We start from the raw sequence: 20,577 nt of genomic DNA, 5'->3' as shown, positions 1-20,577 counted from the left end.
AAGGAGCACGGCATGCACTACCGGCTCGGGGTGGACGTCGGAGGGACGTTCACCGACATCCTCCTCATCGACACCGACAGCGGGCGCACCTTCCGCGCCAAGACCCCCTCCACCCCCCACGACCAGTCGGCGGGGGTGCTGGCCGGCATCGAGAAGGTCTGCGCCGAGGCCGGCATCCCCCTGTCCGAGATCGGCCAGGTCCTGCACGGGACCACCGTCGCGACCAACGCCATCCTGGAGGGCAAGGGCGCCAGGGTGGGCCTGGTGACCACCGCCGGGTTCCGGCAGGTGCTGCAGATCGCCCGCTCGTTCGTGCCCGGCGGCCTGGCCGGCTGGATCATCTGGCCCAAGCCCGAGCCGCTGGCCGCGCTGGAGGACACGATCGAGGCCGTCGAACGGGTCGCCTCGGACGGGTCCGTCGTCGTCCCCCTGGACGAGGACGCGCTGCGCGTCTCCCTGGCGCGGCTGCGCGGCGTCGAGGCCCTCGCGGTCTCCCTGATCAACTCCTACGCCTTCGACGGCCACGAGCGCCGGATCGCCGAGATCGCCGCGGAGGAGCTGCCGGGCGTGCCGGTCTCGATCTCCTCGGCCGTCCTGCCCGAGCTGCGCGAGTACGAGCGCACCATCACCACCGTCGCCAACGGCTACGTCCAGCCGCAGGTCGCCCGGTACATGGACAACCTCGCGTCGAAGATCGCCGACGGCGGGGTGGCGGGTGCCCTGAACATCCTGCGCAGCGACGGTGGCCTGGCCTCGGCCCCGGCCGCGGCGGCCAACCCGGTCAACCTGCTGCTGTCGGGCCCGGCCGGCGGCGTCGCCGGCGCGGTCTGGGTGGCCGAGCAGGCAGGCTTCCCCGACTTTCTCACCTTCGACATGGGCGGTACCTCCACCGACGTCGCCCTGGTCGAGCACCTGCGCCCGCGCATCGGCCGCGAGACCAAGATCGGCGACCTCACCGTCCGCTCGGCCTCGGTGGACGTGCGGACCGTCGGCGCGGGCGGCGGCTCGATCGCGCACGTCCCCGAGCTGACCCGGGCGCTGCGCGTCGGCCCGCAGTCGGCCGGAGCCGACCCCGGCCCGGCCGCGTACGGCAGGGGAGGAGAGGAGCCGACCGTCACCGACGCCAACGTGGTGCTGGGCTACCTGCCGACCCGGCTGGCCGGGGGCGAGATCGTGCTGGACCGGGAACGTTCCCACGCCGCGGTGGCGCGGATCGCCGAGGCCATGGGCCTGCCGTCGGTCGAGGCCGCAGCCCAGGGCATCGTCGACATCGTCAACGAGAACATGTTCGGCGCGCTGCGCCTGGTCTCGGTGCAGCAGGGCTTCGACCCGCGCGACTTCGCGATGGTCGCCTTCGGCGGGGCCGGGCCGCTGCACGCCAACGCGCTGGGCCGTCTCACCGGCTCCTGGCCGGTCGTCATCCCGCCCTCGCCGGGCGTGCTCTGCGCGTACGGCGACGCCACCACCTCGCTGCGCGACGAGGCCTCCCGCACCTACATCCGGCGCTTCTCCCGGCTCACCGACACCGAGCTGGGCGGGCTGCTGGCCGAGCTGGCCGAGACCGCCGCGCGGACGCTGGAGGCCGAGGGCGTCGGCCGCGACGACCAGAGCGCCACCTACCACGTCGACGTCCGCTACCACGGGCAGGGATTCGAGATCCCGATCCCGGTGGAGGCCGACACCGGGCTGGAGGCCCTGGGCAAGGCGTTCGACGCCGAGCACGAGCGGCTCTTCTCCTTCCTGCTGGGCAACGAGCACGAGCTGGTCAGCGCACGCGCGGCGGTCAGCGGCCCGCGTCCCAACGTCCGCGCGGTCGCGCTGGCGGCCGGTGGCGAGGACGCGTCGGCGGCCGTCGTCTCCACCCACCCGATCTGGGTCGAGGGCGGCTGGAGCGACGCCTCCGTGTACGACCGCTCCGCACTGCTGGCCGGGAACGTGGTCCGCGGCCCGGCGATCGTCGTCGAAATGGACTCCACCACCCTCGTGCTGCCGGGCCACGCCGCCACGGTCCACGAGAGCGGCAGCCTGCTCATCCGCCCCCTGGAGGCATGATGGCCCAGATCATCGAGACCGCCGGCGCGCCGCTCACGGCGGTGGACGTCGACCCGGTCACCCTCGACATCATCGAGAACGCGCTGCGCAACGCGCGCCACGAGATGGACGAGGTGCTCTTCCGCACCGCCCTCTCCCCGGGCATCCGCGAGCAGCACGACGAGTTCCCGCTGATCGGCGACCCCCAGGGCCGCATGGTCGTCGGCCAGTTCGGGCTGTCGATCCCCTCGCTGCTGGACGGCTTCGACGGGACCATCGAGGAGGGCGACGTGCTGCTCACCTCCGACCCCTACTCCTGCGACGGCGCGATCAGCCACGCCAACGACTGGCTGGTCGTCATGCCCATCTACGTGGACGGCCGGGTCGTCGGCTGGGCGTCGATGTTCGGCCACATGTCCGACGTCGGAGGCAAGACCGCCTGCTCCATGCCGACCGACGCGCGCACCATCTTCGAGGAGGGCGTGGTCATCCCGCCCTTCAAGCTCTACTCCCGGGGCGTGCTCAACGAGGACGCGCTGCGCATCATCCTCAACCAGGTGCGCCAGCCCGACTGGAACCGCGCCGACCTCAACGGCCTCATCGCGGCCTGCCGTACCGCCTCCCGGCGGATCCAGGAGCTGTGCGCGCGGTTCGGGACCGAGACCTACACCTCGGCGCTGGAGGCGCTGCTGCTGCGCAACCACGACGCGATGAAGATCCTGCTGGCCACGCTCTTCGAGGACGGGGAGACCCTCACCTTCTCCGACTACATCTGCGACGACGGGGTGGGCTTCGGGCCGTACAAGCTGACGCTGTCGCTGACCCGCACCGGGGAGAAGGTGCTGCTGGACTTCTCCGGCAGCGACCCGCAGGCCCAGGGGCCGATCAACTACTTCATCAACGAGAACCTGGCCCGGATGTTCTTCGGCATCTACCTGATCACCGTGGCCGACCCGCAGATCCTGTGGAACGACGGCTTCTACCCGCTGGTGGACGTGCACATCCCGGCCAAGAGCTTCTGGAAGCCGGAGTACCCGGCCGCGCTCAACGCCCGCAACCACGGCATCGGCCGCATCTTCGACCTGTTCGGCGGGCTGCTTGGGCAGCGGACGCCGGAGCTGCTGAACGCCGCGGGCTTCTCCTCCTCGCCGCACTTCATGTACTCCGGGCACAAGACCGGCACGGGGGAGTGGTTCCAGCTCTACTCCATCGGCTTCGGCGGCATCCCGGGACGGCCGATCGGCGACGGCCCCGACGGGCACTCGCTGTGGCCGTCGTTCACCAACATCCCGTGCGAGTTCCTGGAGTCGTACTACCCGCTGCGGATCGAGCGCTGGGAGACCGTCGCCGACACCGGCGGCGCCGGGCTGCACCGCGGCGGCAACGGCGTGGACGTCGCCTACCGGTTCCTGGAGCCGGGCACGATCGCCATCCACGACGACCGCTGGCTCACCTACCCCTGGGGCGTCAACGGCGGCACCCCCGGGGCCCGGGGACGCAAGTGGATCGAGCGGGCCGACGGGAGCGTGCAGACGCTGCCCAGCAAGGTGCACGACGTCCCGGTGGCCCCCGGTGACCTGCTGCACTTCGTCACCTGGGGCGGGGGTGGGTGGGGCGACCCGCTGGAGCGCGACCCCGCCCTGGTCGCGCTGGAGGTACGGCGCGGGCTGGTCAGCGCCGACGGCGCCCGCCGCTACGGCGTGGCCTGCGACGGCGAGGGCGTCGTGGACGAGGAGGCGACCGCCGATCTGCGCGCCTCGCTGCGCGAGACCAGGCCCGAGCCCGCGGTGTTCGACATGGGCCCGCCGCTGGAGGAGATCCTGGCCAACTGCGAGGAGGAGACCGGCCTGCCCGCCCCGCGCCCGCCGGTGCGGGTGTGAGCGCGGGATCCGGCCCGAGGTCCGCGTCCGGATCCGCGTCCGGATCCGGTCCGGGGGCCGGGCCCGGTTCGCGGTCCGGTCCGGGGGTCGGGGCGGGGTCGGGGGAGGCGTTCGGTGGGAGCCTCCCCTTCGGGGAGCGGCCGGTGCTGGTCCTCGTCGACCTGATGCGCGCCTACTTCGAGCCGGGCGCCGAGCTGTTCCTCGGCTCGCGCGGCTGCCTGGAGTCGTCCGCCCGGCTGCTGGCCGCGGCCCGCGAGGCGGGCGTCCCGGTGGTGCACACCCGCGTCTCCTACGGGCCGGGCGGTGCGGACGGCGGCCTGTTCTTCCGCAAGGTCGCCCCGCTGCGGCACCTGGTCGGCGACGGCCCGCTCGGCGCGCTCATGCCCGAGGTGGCCCCCGCCCCGGGCGAGCTCGTCGTCGTCAAGCAGTACGCCAGCGCCTTCTTCGGCACCTCCCTGGCCTCCACCCTCACCGCGCTGCGCGCCGACACCCTGGTCGTCGCGGGCGTGTCCACCAGCGGCTGCGTCCGGGCCACCGCGGTCGACGCGATCCAGCACGGCTTCCTGCCCGTCGTGGTACGCCAGGCCGTCGGTGACCGGGCCCCGGGCCCGCACGAGGCGAGCCTGTACGACATCCAGGCCAAGTACGGGGAGGTCTGGGACGAGGCCGAGACCCTGGCCCGCCTGCGCGCCCCCTGACAGGCGGTTCTCTCACCCGGCGTCAACGGTCGCCTCTGCGGTCGAGCCGCGCCGGGGACGCGCGCCGTCCCGGACGCTCCTCGTCCGTGCGGTGACCGGAAACGGTCGTCCGGGCAGGAACGAAAGTGTTGACTGGTCGGCCAATCAGTAGTATTAGGGAGGGTTGCGGCGCTGCTGTAGTCTTGCGCCGTGCACAGCGGAGGAGGGGCGCGCAGCAGCCGCGCCGACCAGGCCGACCAACGGCGCGCGGAGCTCCTCGAGGCGGCCAGGCGGGTCGTGCTGGAGCGCGGGCTGGCCAGCACCCGGGTCGCCGACATCGCCAGGGCGACGAACGTGAGCGGTGGGCTGATCCACTACCACTTCGCCACCAAGGACGACCTCATCACCGAGATGCTCCGCAGCACCAGCGACTCCGAGGTGCAGCGGCTGAGGGAGATCGTGGCGGAGCCCGGCACCGCCGTCCAGCGTCTCGACCGCGTCCTGCGCTTCTACATCCCGGCCTCCCGCTCCGACCAGAGCTGGATCCTCTGGCTGGACGCCTGGGCCGTCGGGGTGCGCGAGGAGCACGTCCGCACCATCCTGCTGGAGCTGGAGGGCTCCTGGATCGAGATCCTCGGCCAGGTGATCTCCGAGGGCGTCACCTCGGGCGAGTTCGCCTGCGACGATCCGGTGGGCTCGGCCGAGCGGATCGACGGCATGCTCGACGGCCTGGTGGTCCGCTACACCCTGCACACCGGGAACATGTCCCGCAGCCGGTTGCTCCACCACGCCCGGGTCGCCGCCGCCCGGGAGGTCGGTCTGGACCTGTCGGCCTTCTCCGCCGAACCGACCGAGGCGTCCTAGCCGACCGGCCGGGGACGCCGGGGGGAGGGCGGTCCCGCACCCCGGCGGCGACGGACGGCGCACCGCCGGCAGCGGGGAACACGGCCGGCCGTCACCTCACGGCCGCGCCTGCGTGGGCAGGGTGAGGATCTCGGCCCCGTCCTCGGTGATGGCGATCGTGTGCTCGCTGTGCGCCGTCCGGCAGCCCGTCGCGCTCCGGAGCGTCCAGCCGTCGGCGTCGGTGACGAGCTCGGCGGTGTCCGCCATGACCCACGGCTCCAGTGCCAGCAGCAGCCCGGGACGCAGCGTGTACCCGCGGCCGGGCCGTCCCGTGTTCGAGACGTGCGGGTCCTGGTGCATCGTCGATCCGACGCCGTGGCCGCCGAACTCGGTGTTGATCGGGTATCCCGCCTCGCTGAGGACCGAGCCGATGGCATGGGAGAGGTCACCGATGCGCGCTCCGGGCCCGGCCGCGGCTATCCCCGCGCTCAACGCGCGCTCGGTCGCGTCGATCATCGCGACGCTCTCCGGGGGCCTCGCGTCGCCCACGACGAAGCTGATGGCGGAGTCGGCGACGACCCCGCCCACGGAGACGGCGAGGTCGAGCGTCAGCAGGTCGCCGTCGGCGAGCGTGTAGTCGTGCGGCAGTCCGTGGAGCACGGCGTCGTTGACCGACGTGCAGATGTAGTGGCCGAACGGCCCGCGTCCGAAGGAGGGCTCGTAGTCGACATAACAGGACCGCGCCCCGGCCTCGGTGATCATGCCGTGGGTCCACCGGTCGATGTCCAGGAGGTTCGTGCCGACCGTGCTGCGGCTCTTCATCGTCTGCAGGATGTCGGCGACCAGGGCGCCGGCGTCCTTCGCTCGCAGCAGTGCGGTGGGACTCAGGATCTCGATCATGCAACGTCTTCCTCGTGTGACCAATAAGTATCCCGGCCATATTATCCCGGTATTAGAGTTGGAGGCATGGTCAGATTGCCGCTCACTCCCGCAGAGATCGAACGTGGACAGCGCCTCGGCGCCTTCCTGCGACGTGCCAGGGGGGGACAGACCGATGCTCGACACCGCGCTGCGGGCGGGCGTCTCACCGGAGACCCTCCGGAAGATCGAGTCCGGTCGCGTGGCCACCCCCGCCTTCCCGACCATCGCCGCGATCGCCGACGTCCTCGGCCTCTCCCTCGACGCGGTGTGGTCGGAGATCAAGCGGTCGGACGGCGAGGCCGGACTCGCCCGGTCGGATCGCGGCGCGGGTGAGCGGCTGGCCTCGTAGGCCCCCTGACGGCCGCGGTTTCCGCACCGGCATGCACACCGAGGAGGCCGCGCACGCCCGGGAGGCCGCGCACGCCGGGGAGACCCGGGTGCGCCTCGACCTGATCGCGACCTGGCGGGGGGCGACGGTGCTCACCGATCGCCGGTGTCCCGGACGTCGTTCCGGCGCCGCGGTCACACCCGTGGTGCAGGAACGGGGGCGGTCACGACCCGGTGGAGCACATGGCGGCCCTGCCGGTCGCGCGAGGGCGGGCAGGGCGGCCGGTCACACCCGGGGGGCGGGCATGGCCGCGAGGAGGAAGGCCAGCCGGGCCGCGGCGCCGTCGATGTTCTCGCTGCTGCCGAGCCGGTAGCCCCACGAGGTGATGAAGCCCCCGTCGGGGGAGCACGTCACGGTCTCGGCCAGGGTGTTGCTGAAACGGTTGCGGACGTAGACGTACGCGGGGTCGCCGAAGGAGATCCGCCGTACCGACAGGTCGGCGTGCTGCCGTACCGCGGAAACGAACCGTTCCAGGCAGGCCAGCGTGTCCGGCATCGTGCGTCACCTCCGTCTCGACAGAGAATTGCACGATCTTGAGATGCTTATCAAGCAATTGTCGTTTTAGCGGGCGTTCGTATGGACAGATCAGAACGTTGACCCAGTCCGGGGACGCCCGGGAACTCCAGGACGCCCGCGCGTCACGTCCGGCGGGGCGCAGGGCGAGGTGCACGGCCGGGCGGCGGTCTCACATGAACGTCCGGGCGCGCGCGAACAGGTTCAGCGTGGTCGCGTGGAGCAGGTCCCCGATCTCCCTGGGGGCCTTGCCCGCGCAGGCGCGGGCGTGCGTGCCCTCCAGGACGATGCCCAGCTTGAAGCAGGCCATCACCGCGTACCAGTCGGCGGCCGACAGGTCGCGGTCGGACAGGGCCGCGTAGCAGTCGACCAGCTCGGCGGTCGTGGCCAGCCCGGTGACACCGCCGGAGATCACGCCCACCCCGTCCGGGGACGGCCAGGTCGCCAGCAGCCAGCCCAGGTCCAGCAGCGGATCGCCGACCGTGCACATCTCCCAGTCGACGATCGCGGCCACCCGCGGGCCGTCCAGGGCGAACATCAGGTTGGCCAGGTGGTAGTCACCGTGCATGATCCCGGGCACGAACGTCGCGGGCCGGTTGCGCTCCAGCCAGGCGGCCGTCTCCTCCAGGCCGGGGATGTCGGGCCCCGGATACCCGGCCAGCGCGCCGTACCCCTCCAGCTCGCCCATCCAGCGCGGCACCTGCCGCTCCAGGAACCCCTCGGGACGGCCGAAACCGTCGAGCGCGCCGTGGTCGGCCCGCCCGAGCTCGGCCAGCGCCGAGGCCGCCTCCAGCCCCATCCGGTGCCGGATGGCGGGGTCGCCCGCGTGCGGCTCGGGCAGCCCGACGGTGGCGTTGAACCCCTCGACCGGCTCCATCAGGTAGAAGACCGCGCCCATGACGCTCTCGTCGGTACATGCCGCCACCAGGCGCGGCGCGGCCACCGGGGTGTCGCGCAGGACCGCGAGCACCCGCGCCTCACGGCGGAGCACCTCGTTGCTCCTGGCACGCGGGTGCAGCGGCGGCCTGCGCAGCACGTACGCGGCGCCGCCCCGCTCGAAGCGCACCATGACGTTCTGCGTCCCGCCGGTCACCGGCGCGACGTGCTCGAACGGCCCGCCGGGCAGCCCCTGGTCGTCCATCCACGCACCGAGCACGTCGAAGTCGATCGCGGTGACGTCGATGTGCGCGGCCGTCATGCGCCCTCCTGGACCGAATGATGTTCTGGCTGGGGGTGAATCTATGGTTCCCGCCCGCGACGGTCAATAGCGACCCGCGCCACGGGGGAGGCCCGGCTCCGCACGCTTCCCGGGAATCCCCGCGACACGCCGGAGGGCGTGCCCGGCGGGCCGTCGTCAGGCGGTCGTGGTCAGACGGTAGCGGTGGAGCGGTCGCGGTGAAGCGGTCATCGTCAGGTGGTCGTGGTCAGGCGGTCGCGGTGGGGCGGCCGTGGTCAGACGGCCGTGGTCAGGGCGGCCAGCTCGCGCCATTCGGGCAGCGGGAGCGCCGAGGGGGTGGAGGTCAGCACCTGCAGGCACACGTGGTCCGCGCCCGCGTCCAGGTGGGCCCGGACGCGTTCGGCGATGACGTCCGCGTCCCCGTAGGCGACGATCGCGTCGACCAGGCGGTCGCTCCCGCCGTCCGCCAGGTCGTCGTCGCCGAAGCCCAGCCTGCGGAGGCTGGCGATCTGGTGGGGGGCCATGGTGATGTACGGCTCCAGGTGCCCCCTGGCGACCTCGCGGGCCCTCGCGAGGTCGGTGTCCAGCACGACGGCCTGCTCGACCGCGAGCAGGGCGCCGGAGCCCATGATCTCCCTCGCCCGGTGGGTGTGCTCCACGGGCACGAAGTAGGGGTGGGCGCCGAGCGTCCTATCGGCGGCCAGAGCCAGCATCCGCGGTCCGAGCGCGGCGAGGACGCGCCGAGGGGGCGTCGCCGGGGCGGGGGAGCCCAGCGGGATGGCGTCCATCGCGTCGAGGTAGGCGCCCATCGTGTGCACGGCCCGGCCGCGGCTCGGGATGCTGTAGCCGTCCATCTGGATGGGGGTGTCGGACACCCGGTGCCCGCCGAGACCGAGGAGGTAGCGGCCCGGGTACGCCTCGTTGAGCGCGCGTTCGGCCGCCGCCATGGTGATGGGGTCGCGCAGCGCGATGTTGGCGATGCCCGCCCCCACGACCAGCCGCCGGGTGGCGGAGAGCAGCAGCCAGGACTGGCTCACGCTGTCGCGGCCGAACCCCTCACCGAACCACAGGGCGCCGTAGCCGAGTTCCTCGATCTCCGCCGCGGCCTCGCGGACCCTCGCCGCGGGCTGGTCGTCGAAGGCGAAGGTCCAGATCCCGACGCGTCCGAGGCCGGTGGTGTGGTCGTTCATTCAGGACTCTCTTCTCCCGGAGTATCCGGAGAGGGTCTCCGGATAATATGACCGTATGATACGGAGAAGTTCTCCGTTTGCAAACCGGTGTGAGGACCTGGAGGGATCGATGCGGGTCGACGCGCGCCGCAACCGTGAGCACCTGCTGACGACGGCCAGGGCCGTGATCGCGGAACAGGGGCCGGAGGCGTCCCTCAACGAGATCGCGCGCCAGGCGGGGGTGGGGCCGGGAACGCTCTACCGTCACTTCCCCACGCGGCAGGCCCTCCTGGCGGCCGTGTTCCAGGACCGGGTGGAGACGCTGTGCGCGAGGGCGGACGACCTGCTCACCCACACCTCACCGGACGAGGCCCTCGACCTCTGGTCCCGGGACGTGCTCGCCCACGCCCTCACCGACGGCGGGATGTCCACCTCGATGACACGCGACCCGGCCGAGCCCGGCTTCGACTGCCACGCGGCGATGCGCTCGGCGGCGACGGGCCTGCTGTCGAGGGCACAGCGGGAGGGCCGGACGCGCCGGGACGTCGATGTCGAGGACTTCTTCCAGCTCGTCACCGGCGTCGCGCTGGCCGCGAGCGAGCTGCCCGGCGGGCTGGAGCGGGCCGACCACCTGCTCGCGGTGACCCTGGCGGGCCTGCGCGACCGGGACCGCGGCGGTACGGCGGGCTGGAGAAGCGGTGCGGACGGGTGAGGGAAACGGTACGGCGGGCCGGAGAAGCGGTGCGGGCGGTCGCAGAAGCGGGCGGGCGGGTCAGAGAAGACGGCGCGGGATGTCGGCGAGACTCGCGCGGAGCTCCTCGCCCAGGGCCTTGGCCTGGGCGTCGAGACGAGGGCTGGCCGCCACGCCCCGGCCCAGGAGACCGTGCACGACGAAGTTGAGGGCGAGCAGGTTGGGCAGTTCGAAACGTTCGATCCTCAGCCCGGCGGCCGACGGCAGCAGCTCCGCCAGGCGCTCGGTCGTCAGGTGCTCCCTGAGCCAGCCGAACCGTTCCGCGGTGCCGACCCAGACGCCCAGGTTCGCGTTGCCGCCCTTGTCCCCGGAACGGGCGCCCACGATCGTGCCCAGCGGCACCCGCACACTCTCCGCACCGCGACCGGGGTCGTCATCGTCGCCGGGGACGAGGTCGTCACCGGGCACGGCACCGACGACGCGTCCGGCGCTCCCCGCGCTCATCGTGGGGGCCGCGTCCGTGCTCCCCGCGCCCGGCGCGCTTTCTGTCTCCACGCTCCCGGTGCTCCCGGTGTCCCTGTCCGCCGGTCCGCCCGATGAGATCGGCCCGGCCGGCGTGTCCGGGAGCTCGCGGCCGTCGAGCAGGACGCGGGCCCGTACCGACTCCGCCGGGACCAGCGTCGGCCAGTACACCCCGTAGGGCGAGGCGTCGCCCGGAGGCGTCAGGCCGTACAGGCCCGGGTAGCTCGCCAGGCCGCTCTCCACCACGGCCGAGGAGAAGGCCCGCCCGGCCCGGCGCCGGTCGGCGTCCATCACGGTGATGCGCAGCAGGGCGGTCCCGGCGAGCGGGGTCAGCTCCACGTGCACCTCGTCGAACGACTCCTTCGGCACCCGGGACCAGACGGCCTCCTCGGCCAGCCGGGCCTTGGCCTCGATGTCCAGGCCGGTCAGGACGAGCGTCATGGTGTTGCGGTACCCCGCCGCGTAGGTGACGGCGACCTTCAGCGTGTCCGGCGGGGCCTCCCCGCGCACCCCCGAGACGCGGACCCGGTCGGGTCCCTGCTGCTCCAGGCGGATCGTGTCGAACCGGGCGACCACGTCGGGACCGAGGTAGCGGGGGGAGCCGATCTCGTACAGCAGCTGCGCGGTCACCGTGCCGACCGAGACCAGCCCGCCGGTGCCGGGGTGCTTGGTGACCACGCACGACCCGTCGGCCTCCAGCTCCACCAGCGGGAACCCGCAGTGCGCCAGGTCGGGCACCTCGCCGAAGAACGCGTAGTTGCCGCCGGTCGCCTGGCAGCCGCACTCGATGACGTGCCCGGCGACCACCGAACCGGCCAGCGCGTCGAGGTCGCCGGGTCCCCAGCCGTACCGCCAGATGCCCGGCCCGGTGACCAGCGCGGCGTCGGTGACGCGGCCGGTGACCACCACGTCCGCCCCGGCCGACAGGGCGGCGGCGATCGGGCGGCCCCCCAGGTAGGCGTTGGCGGTCAGCGCGGGGACGGACAAAGGCTCGCCGGTGTCCGCGTTCGGCGCTCCCCTCAGGTCGCGGCCGGTCAGGTCGTCCCCGGTGACGCAGGCGACCCTGACCGGCAGCCCGAGGCGCCCGGCCAGCTCGCGCACGGCCTCGGCGCATCCGGCCGGGTCCAGCCCGCCCGCGTTGGAGACGACCTTCACGCCCCGCTCCAGGCACGTCCCGAGGACCTGCTCCAGCTGCGTCAGGAAGGTCGTCGCGTAGCCGGGTCGGCCCTTGGCCCGGTTCCCGGCCAGGATCAGCATGGTCAGCTCGGCGAGCCAGTCGCCGGTGAGCACGTCGATCGGGCCGCCCTCGACCATCTCCCTGGCGGCCGAGAGCCGGTCGCCGTAGAAACCGGAGCAGTTGGCGACGCGCAGCATCAGAGCGCCGCCCCCGGGGGAACCCAGGAGGCGGGACGCTTCTCCATGAACGCGGCGATGCCCTCCTGGCCCTCGGCGGAGGTGAAGCGCCGGGCCGACAGCTCCGCCATCTGGCGCATGCCCTCCTCGACGCTCAGCGTCGGCACGGTCCGCACCAGCTGCTTGGTCAGGGCCAGCGCCTCGGGACCGCCGCGCAGCAGCATGCCGGTGTAGTGGGCGACCGTGGCGTCCAGCTCCTCCTCGGGCACGGCCCGGGTGATCAGGCCGATCTCGGCGGCGCGGGCGGCGTCGAAGGTCTCGCCGGTGAGCAGGTACTCGGCCGCGGTGCGCTGGCCGAGCCTCCGCAGCACGGTCACCGAGATCATCGCGGGCACCACGCCCAGCCGCACCTCGCTGAACGCGAACGACGCCGAGTCGGGGGCGATCGCGAAGTCGCAGGCCGCCACCAGGCCCAGCCCGCCGGCCCGCGCGGTGCCGTTCAGGCGGCACACCACCGGCTTGGGGCTCTCCCAGATCAGGTTCATGATCTCCGGGAACGACGCGGTCACCGGCGCCTCGTGGGGCGCGCCCGGGGCGACCCGCTGTTCCTTGAGGTCGGCGCCCGCGCAGAACACCGGCCCGGTGCCGGTGAGCACGATCACCCGGACGCTCTCGTCGGCCAGCGCCCACTCCAGGCGCTCCTCCAGGTCGCCCAGCAGCCGCACCGACAGGGCGTTGCGGTTGCGGGGGGAGTCGAGGGTGATCGTCGCCACTCCTCCGGACGCCTCCCCGTGCACCAGGCGATCCACCGGCCAGCCCCCATCGGTTCTCATCTCGTTCCTTTCCACGAGGGGCCCGCGAGGGGCCGCCGCTCCGCGGGAGGGGTCACGCCCGCTCCTCGATCACGACCAGCACCGTCCCGGCCTCGACCTGGCGTCCTGGCGTCACGTTAACCGCCGCCACCGTACCCGGCGCGGACGCGGTGATCCGGTGCTCCATCTTCATGGCCTCCAGCACCACCACCACCTGCCCGGCGCCGACCGCCTGCCCGGGACCGACATCGACCCGCAGCACCGTACCGGGCATGGGCGCGGTCAGGGAGCCCGGGGGCACGTGGTCCGCCGGTTCGGGCAGACGCTCCAGCGGGGTGAGGCGCACCGCCCCGAGGGGGGAGTCCACGTACGTCGTCCCGGTCGCGCCGCCGTAGCGGGCCACCGCGAACCGGTGCCGCACACCCGAGGTCTCCAGCACCACCAGCGAGGGGGTGGCGCCGACCAGGACCGTGCCGGGGAAGCCCTCGGCCCGCAGGCCGTCCCTGGTGATCCGGTACGCGATCTCGGTCTCGGCGAACAGGGCCCGCTGCGGCTGCGACACCACGTTGCGCCACCCGCTCGGCAGCCCCGCCTGCACGGTCGCCGCCCGCCGGCCGGCCGCGGCCCGGGCGAGCGCGGCGGCCAGGGCCGACAGCCGCAGGACCGAGGGGGCCTCCGGCGGGCCGTTCTCCGGAAGACGCGCGCCGTCCTTCCCGGCATCGTCCTTCCCGATGCCGTTCTTCCCGGCACCGTGCGAAGGGCCGTTCGGGCCACCGTCCCAGGCGCCGTCAGGGGCACCGTTCGCGGGACCGGACAGGCCGTGCTCGTCGAGGAAGCCGGTGTGCGTCTCCCCGGCGAGGAACGCCGGGTGGCGCAGCACCGCGACCAGCAGGTCCCGGTTGGTGACGGGGCCGTGGATCCGCGCGCCCGCCAGCGCGGCGGCGAGCCTGCGCACCGCGTCGTCACGCCCGGCCCCGTACGCGATCACCTTGGCGAGCATCGGGTCGTAGTGCACGCCGATCTCCGAGCCGTCCTCCACCCCGGAGTCCAGCCGGAGCCCGTACCGGCCCTGTGGCAACGGCGCGAAGCGGGCGTCGACGCCGGGCACGGTGAAGTGGTGCAGGGTGCCGCTCTGCGGGAGCCAGCCGCGCGCCGGGTCCTCGGCGTACAGCCGCGCCTCCACGGCGTGCCCGGACGGCTCGGGCGGCGAGCCGGGGAGGCGAGCGCCCTCGGCGATGCGCAGCTGCCACTCCACCAGGTCGACGCCGTGGACGCACTCGGTCACCGGGTGCTCCACCTGCAGTCGGGTGTTCATCTCCAGGAAGGCGACGGTGTCGTCTGAGACGAGGAACTCCACGGTCCCGGCGCCGACGTACCCGATGGCCCGCGCGGCGGTGACGGCCGCGTCGCACAATCGCGCCCGCGTCGCCGGGGAGAGCGACGGCGACGGCGTCTCCTCGATCACCTTCTGGTGCCGCCGCTGGATCGAGCACTCCCGCTCGCCCAGCGTCCACACCGTCCCGTGCATGTCGGCGAGGATCTGCACCTCGATGTGCCGGGCCCCCTCCAGCAGGGGTTCGACGAACACCGTGCCGTCCCCGAACGCCGCCAGCGCCTCCCCGCGGGCCGACTCGACCGCCTCGGGCAGGTCGTCGGTCAGCCGCACGACGCGCATCCCGCGCCCGCCGCCCCCGGCCGACGCCTTCACCAGCAGGGGTACGGGCCACCCGGAGGCCGAACCGCTCATCCGGGTGAACACCACGTCCAGGTCCCGCTCCAGGTCGTCCATGGAGTAGCCGGGCCCGGCCGTGAAACCGGGCAGCACCGGCACACCCGCCCCGGCCATCAGCGCCTTGGCCTCGATCTTCGACCCCATCGCGGCCACGGCCTCGGCGGGCGGGCCGACCCAGATCAGCCCTGCCTCCGGTACGGCCCGCGCGAAGGCGGCGTTCTCCGACAGGAAGCCGTAGCCGGGGTGGACCGCGTCCGCCCCCGACCTGCGGGCCGCATCGATGATCTTCTCCGTCACCAGGTAGCTCTCGGACGGCCTGGCGCCGCCGAGCCGTACCGCATGATCGGCCTCGGCCACGTGCGGCGCGTCCGCGTCCGCGTCGGAGAAGACGGCGACGGTCTCGATGCCGAGGTCGCGGCAGGTACGGAAGACGCGGCGGGCGATCTCGCCCCGGTTGGCGACGAGCAGGCGGCCGATCACGGGGGTACGCGCGGTCGTGCGCGGGGTCTGGGTCACGGTCACATCCGGAAGACGCCGAAGCCCGAGGGCTCCGGGACGGGGGCGTTGGCGACGGCCGACAGGCACAGGCCCAGGACCGTCCTGGTGTCGCGAGGGTCGATCACGCCGTCGTCGTAGAGGCGGCCGGACAGGAAGAACGGCAGCGACTCGGCCTCGATCTGCGCCTCCACCAGCTGCCGCATCGCCGCGTCGCCCTCCTCGTCGTAGACCTGCCCGCGCGCCTGCGCGGCGGCCCTGCCGACGATGGACAGCACCCCGGCGAGCTGGGCGGGTCCCATGACGGCGGACTTCGCGCTGGGCCAGGTGAACAGGAAACGCGGGTCGTAGGCCCGGCCGCACATGCCGTAGTTGCCCGCCCCGTACGAGGCGCCCATGACGATCGTGAGGTGCGGGACGGACGAGTTGGACACCGCGTTGATCATCATGGCGCCGTGCTTGATGATGCCGCCCTGCTCGTACTCCTTGCCGACCATGTAGCCGGTGGTGTTCTGCAGGAAGACCAGCGGCGTCCGGACCTGGTTGGCGAGCTGGATGAACTGCGCGGCCTTCTGCGCCTCCTCGCTGAACAGCACACCCCGGGCGTTGGCCAGGATCCCGACCGGGTGGCCGTGCAGGCGGGCCCAGCCGGTCACCAGGCTCGCGCCGTACAGGGGCTTGAACTCGTCGAACTCGCTGCCGTCCACGATCCGCGCGATCACCTGGCGCGGGTCGAACGGGATCCGCAGGTCCTCGGGCACGATGCCCAGCAGTTCCTCCTCGTCGTGGCGCGGGTCGCGGACGGGGCCGGGACGGGCGCCGGGCCGGGAGCGGTTCAGGCTCCTGACGATCCGCCGGCCGATCCGCAGGGCGTCGTGCTCGTCGGCCGCGAGGTGGTCGGCCAGGCCGCTGACGCGGGCGTGCATCTCGGCGCCGCCCAGCGACTCGTCGTCGGCCTCCTCACCGGTGGCCATCTTGACCAGTGGCGGCCCGCCGAGGAAGACCTTCGCCCGGTCCCTGACCATCACCACGTGGTCGCTCATCCCGGGCACGTACGCCCCGCCGGCCGTGGAGTTGCCGAAGACCAGGGCGATCGTGGGGATCCCGGCCGCCGACAGCCGGGTCAGGTCGCGGAAGATCCGGCCGCCCGGGATGAAGATCTCCTTCTGGCTCGGCAGGTCGGCCCCGCCCGACTCCACCAGGTTGATCAGCGGCAGCCGGTTCTCGAAGGCGATGTCGGCGGCCCGCAGCGTCTTGCGCAGCGTCCACGGGTTGGACGCGCCGCCCCGCACGGTCGGGTCGTTGGCGACGATCACGCACTCGACGTCCTCGACCACCCCGATCCCGGTGACCACACCGGCCCCCACCGAGAAGTCGCTGCCCCACCCGGCCAGCGGGGAGAGCTCCAGGAACGCCGAGTCCGGGTCGACGAGCAGCTCGATCCGCTCCCTGGCCAGGAGCTTGCCCCGGGCATGGTGCCGGTCGACGTACTTGGGACCGCCGCCCGCCACGGCCTTGGCGTGCTCGGCGTCGAGCTCGGCCAGCCTGGCGAGCATCGCCTCGCGCCGTGCCCGGTACTCGTCGGGCGGGATGTCCGGCAGGATCATGGCCGCGCCTTCCTGGTTGACGTGGACGTCAGGTCATCGGTCCTCGGTATGCGGGCCGGGTCATCGGCCGTCGGAGGATGCGCCGGGTCCGTCGCCGACGGCGAGGGGGCCGAGCCCGGGGCCGGGTCCGCGGGACGGCCCGCGGGGGCCTGCCTCAGGCCGATGGCCCTCGCCCAGAGCGTGGAGAGCAGGGCGACCGCGGTCTCCTCGTCGGCGCGCTCACCGAGGTCCAGCCAGACGTGGGCGAAGTGCTCGACCATCCCGCCGAGCATCACCGCGGTCAGCCTCGGGTCCAGCGACGGGTCGGCCAGCCCCTGCTCCTGCAGGCGCCGCAGCCCCTCGGCGCCTCGGCGCACGAAGACCTCGCGCAGTTCGAGCAGCAGGTCACGGAAGCCCTCGTCGCCGACCGCGGCCTGTTCCAGCATCCGCACCAGCCGCGAGTTGGAGGCCCAGGCGCGCAGGTAGAGCAGGTTGGCGGCCTCGATGCGGGCGTACGGGTCGTCCCCGGTGGCGGGCCCTACCAGGCTGGCGGTGAACATCTCGCCCACCACGGCCGCCGCGACCTCGCGGAAAAGCTCCTCGCGCGACCCGAAGTAGGTGTAGAAGGTGCCGTGCGAGACCCCGGCGCGCGCGCAGACGTCGTCGACGCGCACCGCGTCGTAGCCCCGCTCCTCGAACGCCTCCCGCCCGGCCAGCACGAGCGCGGCCCGGGTGCGACGCCCCCGGCTGCTCAGCGCCTCTGACTTGACGATCACGTCAAGTACGTTAGCTCACGACCGGGATTTCCTCGACCGGCCACCGGCCACCGGCCGGGCCGCTCGCCGAGACGGCGGCCCTGGCCCGGCGGCTTGTCGCGGTCATGTTCGTACGGTGAGTGACGTCATCCGAAATTGCCATTCCTGACACCGTGAATGAATGCGGCCCATTCTCTTGAAGGGAACGTCAGGATAGGGCCGCCGGGGTCTTTGGAATCCCGTACGGCCTGACCTCCACCGGGGAGTGTGGCGACCTCGACGCAGTTGTCGCCCGAGCCAGAAAGAGAGCTCTTCAGCCAGGTCGGCGAGGAGGTTCGGGGAGTGTTCATGATCGCCTCTCAGTTCAACTGATCGATCAATTCGGCCATACGCGCTACGGACGAGTTCGGACTGAGCGCAGATGACCGTATGAGGTCGAAGATGAGCTTATAGCGTTGAAGCTCTTCGTGAGCCTCCAGATACAGGTCACTTGTCGCGGTTTCGATGTAGACGATGCTTGGATCATCTTGGTCCTGGAAATTCAGGATTGTGAACGCACCGTCCATCGCGGCATGGGCTCCGGCGGAGTCGGGGAGGACCTGAACGTAGATGTTCGGTCTGGCGCTCATCTCGATGATGTGCCGCAGTTGTTGCCGCATCACCGACGGACCACCTACGGTTTTGGTCAGTGCGGCTTCGTCGATCACGGCCCAGAGGGTGAGGCACGTCTTGTCGTGCAGGATGGTTTGCCTTGTCAGCCGTGCCTCCACGCGGCGACTGATCTGTGTGTTCTCCATCACCTGGCCACCTTTGAACATCGCCGCAGCGTAGTCCTTGGTCTGGAGCAGTCCGGGCACGCGGAGATCCTCATACGTGTTTATCAAGGATGCTTCTGCTTCGAATCCCGCAAGGGAGCCGCGCCAGATGTCCTGGTAGTTGGACCACCAGCCTTTCTCTCTTGATTGACGGGCCAGCGTCAGAATGGCCTCGTGCTGCACTGGATCCGTGACCGAGTAGAGGGCAAGAAGCGCCCGAATGTTTCCCAGATCTGGTCTGGTCCATTTGTTGGCCTCCATCTTGTTGAGGCGACCACGTGACCACTCCAATCGGCGCCCCGCCTCCTCGACGCTGAGGCCGGCTTGCTCGCGCAGGCGAATGAGTTCGGCGGAGAGGCGGCGTCGACGAACTGTAGGACTTGCCACAACTTCCCCCTTTCTTGCGCAAATGAGACATAAACTCGCATTGAAATTATCGCCTTGAAAGTATCAACGCGATCAGTCACGATGAAGATAGCACTCATAGCCCCGCGTGACGGCGGCTGCCTGTGAATGATCATGTTCGCTCATGGAAAGGCGCGTCAGCCACGCGCGTGGAGACGGTGCGTTGTCCACGGAGATCGACACAAAGACAGAAAGGCCGCGCTGGAAGCTCGATCACGCTGACGACGGGCGCGCTTACGACGCTGTGCAGGGCCTGATCAGGCGCGCCACCGTGTCACTCGTCGCATGCGCTCGTTTCGATCACAACAAGCGAAGGTGTGGCCCCGACGTCCTCGGGCGTGGTGACATAACCACCCGCCCGAGGACTGGATCAAGAACTCGGAGTCTCCTGATCTATGAAGAACCCTAATGCCGTTCCCCCACCTCCCATAAGGACCGACGACAAAACGCGAGAGGCGAACTGGGACCTGCCCATCCATCCCGAAACGGTCGGCAGGGCACGCGGTCTCGTGCGCGAGACCCTCGCCGTCTGGGACGTGCTCAGTGTGGTGGAGAACGTGACCATGGTCGTGTCCGAACTGGTGAGCAACGCGATCCTGCACGGGAAGGCTCCGGTAACCCTCGCCCTGTACCGGTACGGTCGGATCGTACGAGGAGAGATCACCGACCACGGCACCGCATGGCCCGTCCCGACCCCGGCCGGTCCGGATGAGGAACACGGTCGGGGGCTGGCGATCGTCACGGCCTACGCCGACAGGTGGGGAGTCATACCGGCGCAGAACGGCGATCCGGAGGGCAAGACCGTCTGGTTCGTCTGCGCGGAGTGGAGATCCCGGTGAACGGTCCGCTGCCCATCCTGGATCTGCCCGGCGGCGTGCGCATCTGCGCGGGATGCGGCACCCGCATTGTCACGCTGGCCGCCTCCGTGCGCCTGATCTGGGCCGACATCACCGACGATGTGCTCCCGGCGGAGGCCGTCGAGCAGATCACGGCGCCGGTCGCCGACGTCTGGGTCGACCTGCTGTGCAACCCGTCCTGCCCGCCCGGCGACCACGGGCCGCATCCGGGCTGACCGCCACGTCACCATGCCGGATGGCCCTCCCCGTCCGGCCCGGTCACCATCATGCGACGGTGACCGGCCCCCAGCCCGGATCTGGCGAGCGGCGGTGAGAAGACGGCCGACCGAACCGAAGGACGTCCCTGCGATCGCGTCGGTCACGGCGACGTCACCTACCTTGAGGACGTATCGAGGATCCGCACCGGCACCGCCCCTCGGATCATGGCCGGCTTCCGCACCTGTCCATCGGCCTGGCCAGCCTTATCGGCTGGACCAACATCGCCGCTGCCACCGACCACTACTGCAGCCATCCCGCAAACGGTCTCCAGCTACTCGGTCTCACGATATGAGAACGCTTCAACCCTGTCGGGCGGGGCCCCAGCTTCGCCCTCCTGCCTGCGGAGGCGGACTGCATAACCGTCCGACCAAAGCACTACGACAAGTTCAGCGGTCCACTTTTGTCGGTTCCACCCGGTAGCCTCCGAACTGTTGACCAATCCACCCCTGCATTTATTTCAAGTCGCATGAGGATAAGTTATATATTGCAACTAGCCGACTAGTGCAACCTAAAGTGACATCATATTAACTAAGTGTGACTATGCATGTTTTTGAGTTGGGATCAACTAAACTCTGAGCGAATTACGCGCACTGCTGCATTCTTTCTAGTCTATCGGTCACGTCGAGCAAGCTTTCGACTACCCAAAAATGCCTTTACTTTCACCTTGACGTATGTAATGATCATTCGGTTCGATGGA

Annotated in this window: 18 protein-coding genes and 1 pseudogene; 8 read left to right on the top strand and 11 right to left on the bottom strand. The window is 71.3% G+C overall.

All coding sequences use genetic code 11. The annotated features are described in order from the left end of the window. Positions 1-12: 12 nt before the first annotated feature. From ABD832_RS27460 to ABD832_RS27445, 4 genes are all read left to right on the top strand, one after another. Positions 13-2,052 (top strand): hydantoinase/oxoprolinase family protein, encoded by a 2,040-nt coding sequence (locus ABD832_RS27460; protein ID WP_344900454.1) that lies wholly within the window; start codon positions 13-15, stop codon positions 2,050-2,052. Beyond that, entirely contained in the window at positions 2,049-3,911 is a 1,863-nt protein-coding gene (locus ABD832_RS27455) for a hydantoinase B/oxoprolinase family protein (protein WP_344900452.1), read from the top strand. The genes ABD832_RS27460 and ABD832_RS27455 overlap by 4 nt, the downstream gene beginning before the upstream one ends. 143 nt (positions 3,912-4,054) lie before the next feature. Further along, complete coding sequence (locus ABD832_RS27450) at positions 4,055-4,609, top strand: isochorismatase family protein (protein ID WP_344900450.1); 555 nt, start codon at positions 4,055-4,057, stop codon at positions 4,607-4,609. A gap of 189 nt (positions 4,610-4,798) precedes the next feature. Next, on the top strand, positions 4,799-5,452 hold the full coding sequence (locus ABD832_RS27445) for a TetR/AcrR family transcriptional regulator (protein ID WP_344900448.1): 654 nt from the start codon (positions 4,799-4,801) through the stop codon (positions 5,450-5,452). 96 nt (positions 5,453-5,548) lie between these two features. Here ABD832_RS27445 and map read toward each other — a convergent pair whose 3' ends face one another. Further along, positions 5,549-6,331 carry a type I methionyl aminopeptidase gene (gene map / locus ABD832_RS27440; RefSeq protein WP_344900446.1) on the bottom strand — a complete coding sequence of 261 codons (783 nt, stop codon included), beginning with the start codon at positions 6,329-6,331 and terminating at the stop codon, positions 5,549-5,551. Between the two features lie 66 nt (positions 6,332-6,397). On the opposite strand from map, the pseudogene ABD832_RS27435 reads away from it, so the two are divergent. After that, positions 6,398-6,701: pseudogene (locus ABD832_RS27435) on the top strand (helix-turn-helix transcriptional regulator). Between the two features lie 264 nt (positions 6,702-6,965). Here the strand turns inward: ABD832_RS27435 and ABD832_RS27430 are convergent. The 3 genes from ABD832_RS27430 to ABD832_RS27420 form a co-directional block, all read right to left on the bottom strand. Then, positions 6,966-7,235 (bottom strand): hypothetical protein, encoded by a 270-nt coding sequence (locus tag ABD832_RS27430; RefSeq protein ID WP_344900444.1) that lies wholly within the window; start codon positions 7,233-7,235, stop codon positions 6,966-6,968. A gap of 190 nt (positions 7,236-7,425) precedes the next feature. After that, positions 7,426-8,451, bottom strand: coding sequence for a phosphotransferase family protein (locus ABD832_RS27425; protein ID WP_344900442.1), 1,026 nt, complete (start codon positions 8,449-8,451; stop codon positions 7,426-7,428). A 254-nt stretch (positions 8,452-8,705) separates the two neighbouring features. Continuing rightward, a complete protein-coding gene (locus ABD832_RS27420) occupies positions 8,706-9,620 on the bottom strand; it encodes a TIGR03620 family F420-dependent LLM class oxidoreductase (protein WP_344900440.1) in 915 nt (304 codons plus the stop codon). Positions 9,621-9,729: 109 nt separating this feature from the next. On the opposite strand from ABD832_RS27420, the gene ABD832_RS27415 reads away from it, so the two are divergent. Then, positions 9,730-10,311: a TetR/AcrR family transcriptional regulator gene (locus ABD832_RS27415; RefSeq protein WP_344900438.1), complete on the top strand. Its 582-nt coding sequence runs from the start codon at positions 9,730-9,732 to the stop codon at positions 10,309-10,311. A 60-nt stretch (positions 10,312-10,371) separates the two neighbouring features. On the opposite strand, the gene ABD832_RS27410 is transcribed toward ABD832_RS27415, so the two are convergent. The 7 genes from ABD832_RS27410 to ABD832_RS27380 form a co-directional block, all read right to left on the bottom strand. Further along, positions 10,372-12,186: an acyclic terpene utilization AtuA family protein gene (locus ABD832_RS27410; protein WP_344900436.1), complete on the bottom strand. Its 1,815-nt coding sequence runs from the start codon at positions 12,184-12,186 to the stop codon at positions 10,372-10,374. Next, on the bottom strand, positions 12,186-12,998 hold the full coding sequence (locus tag ABD832_RS27405) for an enoyl-CoA hydratase-related protein (protein ID WP_344900434.1): 813 nt from the start codon (positions 12,996-12,998) through the stop codon (positions 12,186-12,188). Before ABD832_RS27405 ends, ABD832_RS27410 begins: the two co-directional genes overlap by 1 nt. Positions 12,999-13,050: 52 nt before the next feature. Then, on the bottom strand, positions 13,051-15,189 hold the full coding sequence (locus tag ABD832_RS27400; protein ID WP_344901765.1) for an acetyl/propionyl/methylcrotonyl-CoA carboxylase subunit alpha: 2,139 nt from the start codon (positions 15,187-15,189) through the stop codon (positions 13,051-13,053). A 38-nt stretch (positions 15,190-15,227) separates the two neighbouring features. Then, a complete protein-coding gene (locus ABD832_RS27395; protein ID WP_344900432.1) occupies positions 15,228-16,811 on the bottom strand; it encodes an acyl-CoA carboxylase subunit beta in 1,584 nt (527 codons plus the stop codon). After that, positions 16,808-17,566: a TetR/AcrR family transcriptional regulator gene (locus tag ABD832_RS27390; protein ID WP_344900430.1), complete on the bottom strand. Its 759-nt coding sequence runs from the start codon at positions 17,564-17,566 to the stop codon at positions 16,808-16,810. Before ABD832_RS27390 ends, ABD832_RS27395 begins: the two co-directional genes overlap by 4 nt. 125 nt (positions 17,567-17,691) lie before the next feature. Continuing rightward, on the bottom strand, positions 17,692-17,895 hold the full coding sequence (locus ABD832_RS27385; RefSeq protein WP_344900428.1) for a DUF397 domain-containing protein: 204 nt from the start codon (positions 17,893-17,895) through the stop codon (positions 17,692-17,694). A gap of 9 nt (positions 17,896-17,904) precedes the next feature. After that, positions 17,905-18,747 (bottom strand): helix-turn-helix domain-containing protein, encoded by an 843-nt coding sequence (locus tag ABD832_RS27380; RefSeq protein ID WP_344900426.1) that lies wholly within the window; start codon positions 18,745-18,747, stop codon positions 17,905-17,907. 413 nt (positions 18,748-19,160) lie between these two features. On the opposite strand from ABD832_RS27380, the gene ABD832_RS27375 reads away from it, so the two are divergent. Together ABD832_RS27375 and ABD832_RS27370 are read left to right on the top strand one after the other, a co-directional pair. After that, positions 19,161-19,604: an ATP-binding protein gene (locus tag ABD832_RS27375; protein WP_344900424.1), complete on the top strand. Its 444-nt coding sequence runs from the start codon at positions 19,161-19,163 to the stop codon at positions 19,602-19,604. After that, positions 19,601-19,837, top strand: a complete 237-nt coding sequence (locus ABD832_RS27370) for a hypothetical protein (protein ID WP_344900422.1) — start codon at positions 19,601-19,603, stop codon at positions 19,835-19,837. Before ABD832_RS27375 ends, ABD832_RS27370 begins: the two co-directional genes overlap by 4 nt. The last annotated feature ends 740 nt before the right edge of the window (positions 19,838-20,577 follow it).

The sequence above is a fragment of the Streptosporangium longisporum genome, from assembly GCF_039534895.1.
Lineage (GTDB): Bacteria > Actinomycetota > Actinomycetes > Streptosporangiales > Streptosporangiaceae > Streptosporangium > Streptosporangium longisporum.
Note: the sequence above shows the minus strand (reverse complement) of the source record. Positions and strands in the feature narration are given on the sequence as shown.

Coding starts and splice junctions, on each gene's coding strand:
- ABD832_RS27460 (WP_344900454.1), top strand. CDS start 13: ATGCACTACCGGCTCGGGGTGGACGTCGGAGGGACGTTCACCGACATC.
- ABD832_RS27455 (WP_344900452.1), top strand. CDS start 2,049: ATGATGGCCCAGATCATCGAGACCGCCGGCGCGCCGCTCACGGCGGTG.
- map (WP_344900446.1), bottom strand. CDS start 6,331: ATGATCGAGATCCTGAGTCCCACCGCACTGCTGCGAGCGAAGGACGCC.
- ABD832_RS27430 (WP_344900444.1), bottom strand. CDS start 7,235: ATGCCGGACACGCTGGCCTGCCTGGAACGGTTCGTTTCCGCGGTACGG.
- ABD832_RS27425 (WP_344900442.1), bottom strand. CDS start 8,451: ATGACGGCCGCGCACATCGACGTCACCGCGATCGACTTCGACGTGCTC.
- ABD832_RS27420 (WP_344900440.1), bottom strand. CDS start 9,620: ATGAACGACCACACCACCGGCCTCGGACGCGTCGGGATCTGGACCTTC.
- ABD832_RS27415 (WP_344900438.1), top strand. CDS start 9,730: ATGCGGGTCGACGCGCGCCGCAACCGTGAGCACCTGCTGACGACGGCC.
- ABD832_RS27410 (WP_344900436.1), bottom strand. CDS start 12,186: ATGCTGCGCGTCGCCAACTGCTCCGGTTTCTACGGCGACCGGCTCTCG.
- ABD832_RS27405 (WP_344900434.1), bottom strand. CDS start 12,998: ATGAGAACCGATGGGGGCTGGCCGGTGGATCGCCTGGTGCACGGGGAG.
- ABD832_RS27395 (WP_344900432.1), bottom strand. CDS start 16,811: ATGATCCTGCCGGACATCCCGCCCGACGAGTACCGGGCACGGCGCGAG.
- ABD832_RS27385 (WP_344900428.1), bottom strand. CDS start 17,895: ATGAACACTCCCCGAACCTCCTCGCCGACCTGGCTGAAGAGCTCTCTT.
- ABD832_RS27375 (WP_344900424.1), top strand. CDS start 19,161: ATGAAGAACCCTAATGCCGTTCCCCCACCTCCCATAAGGACCGACGAC.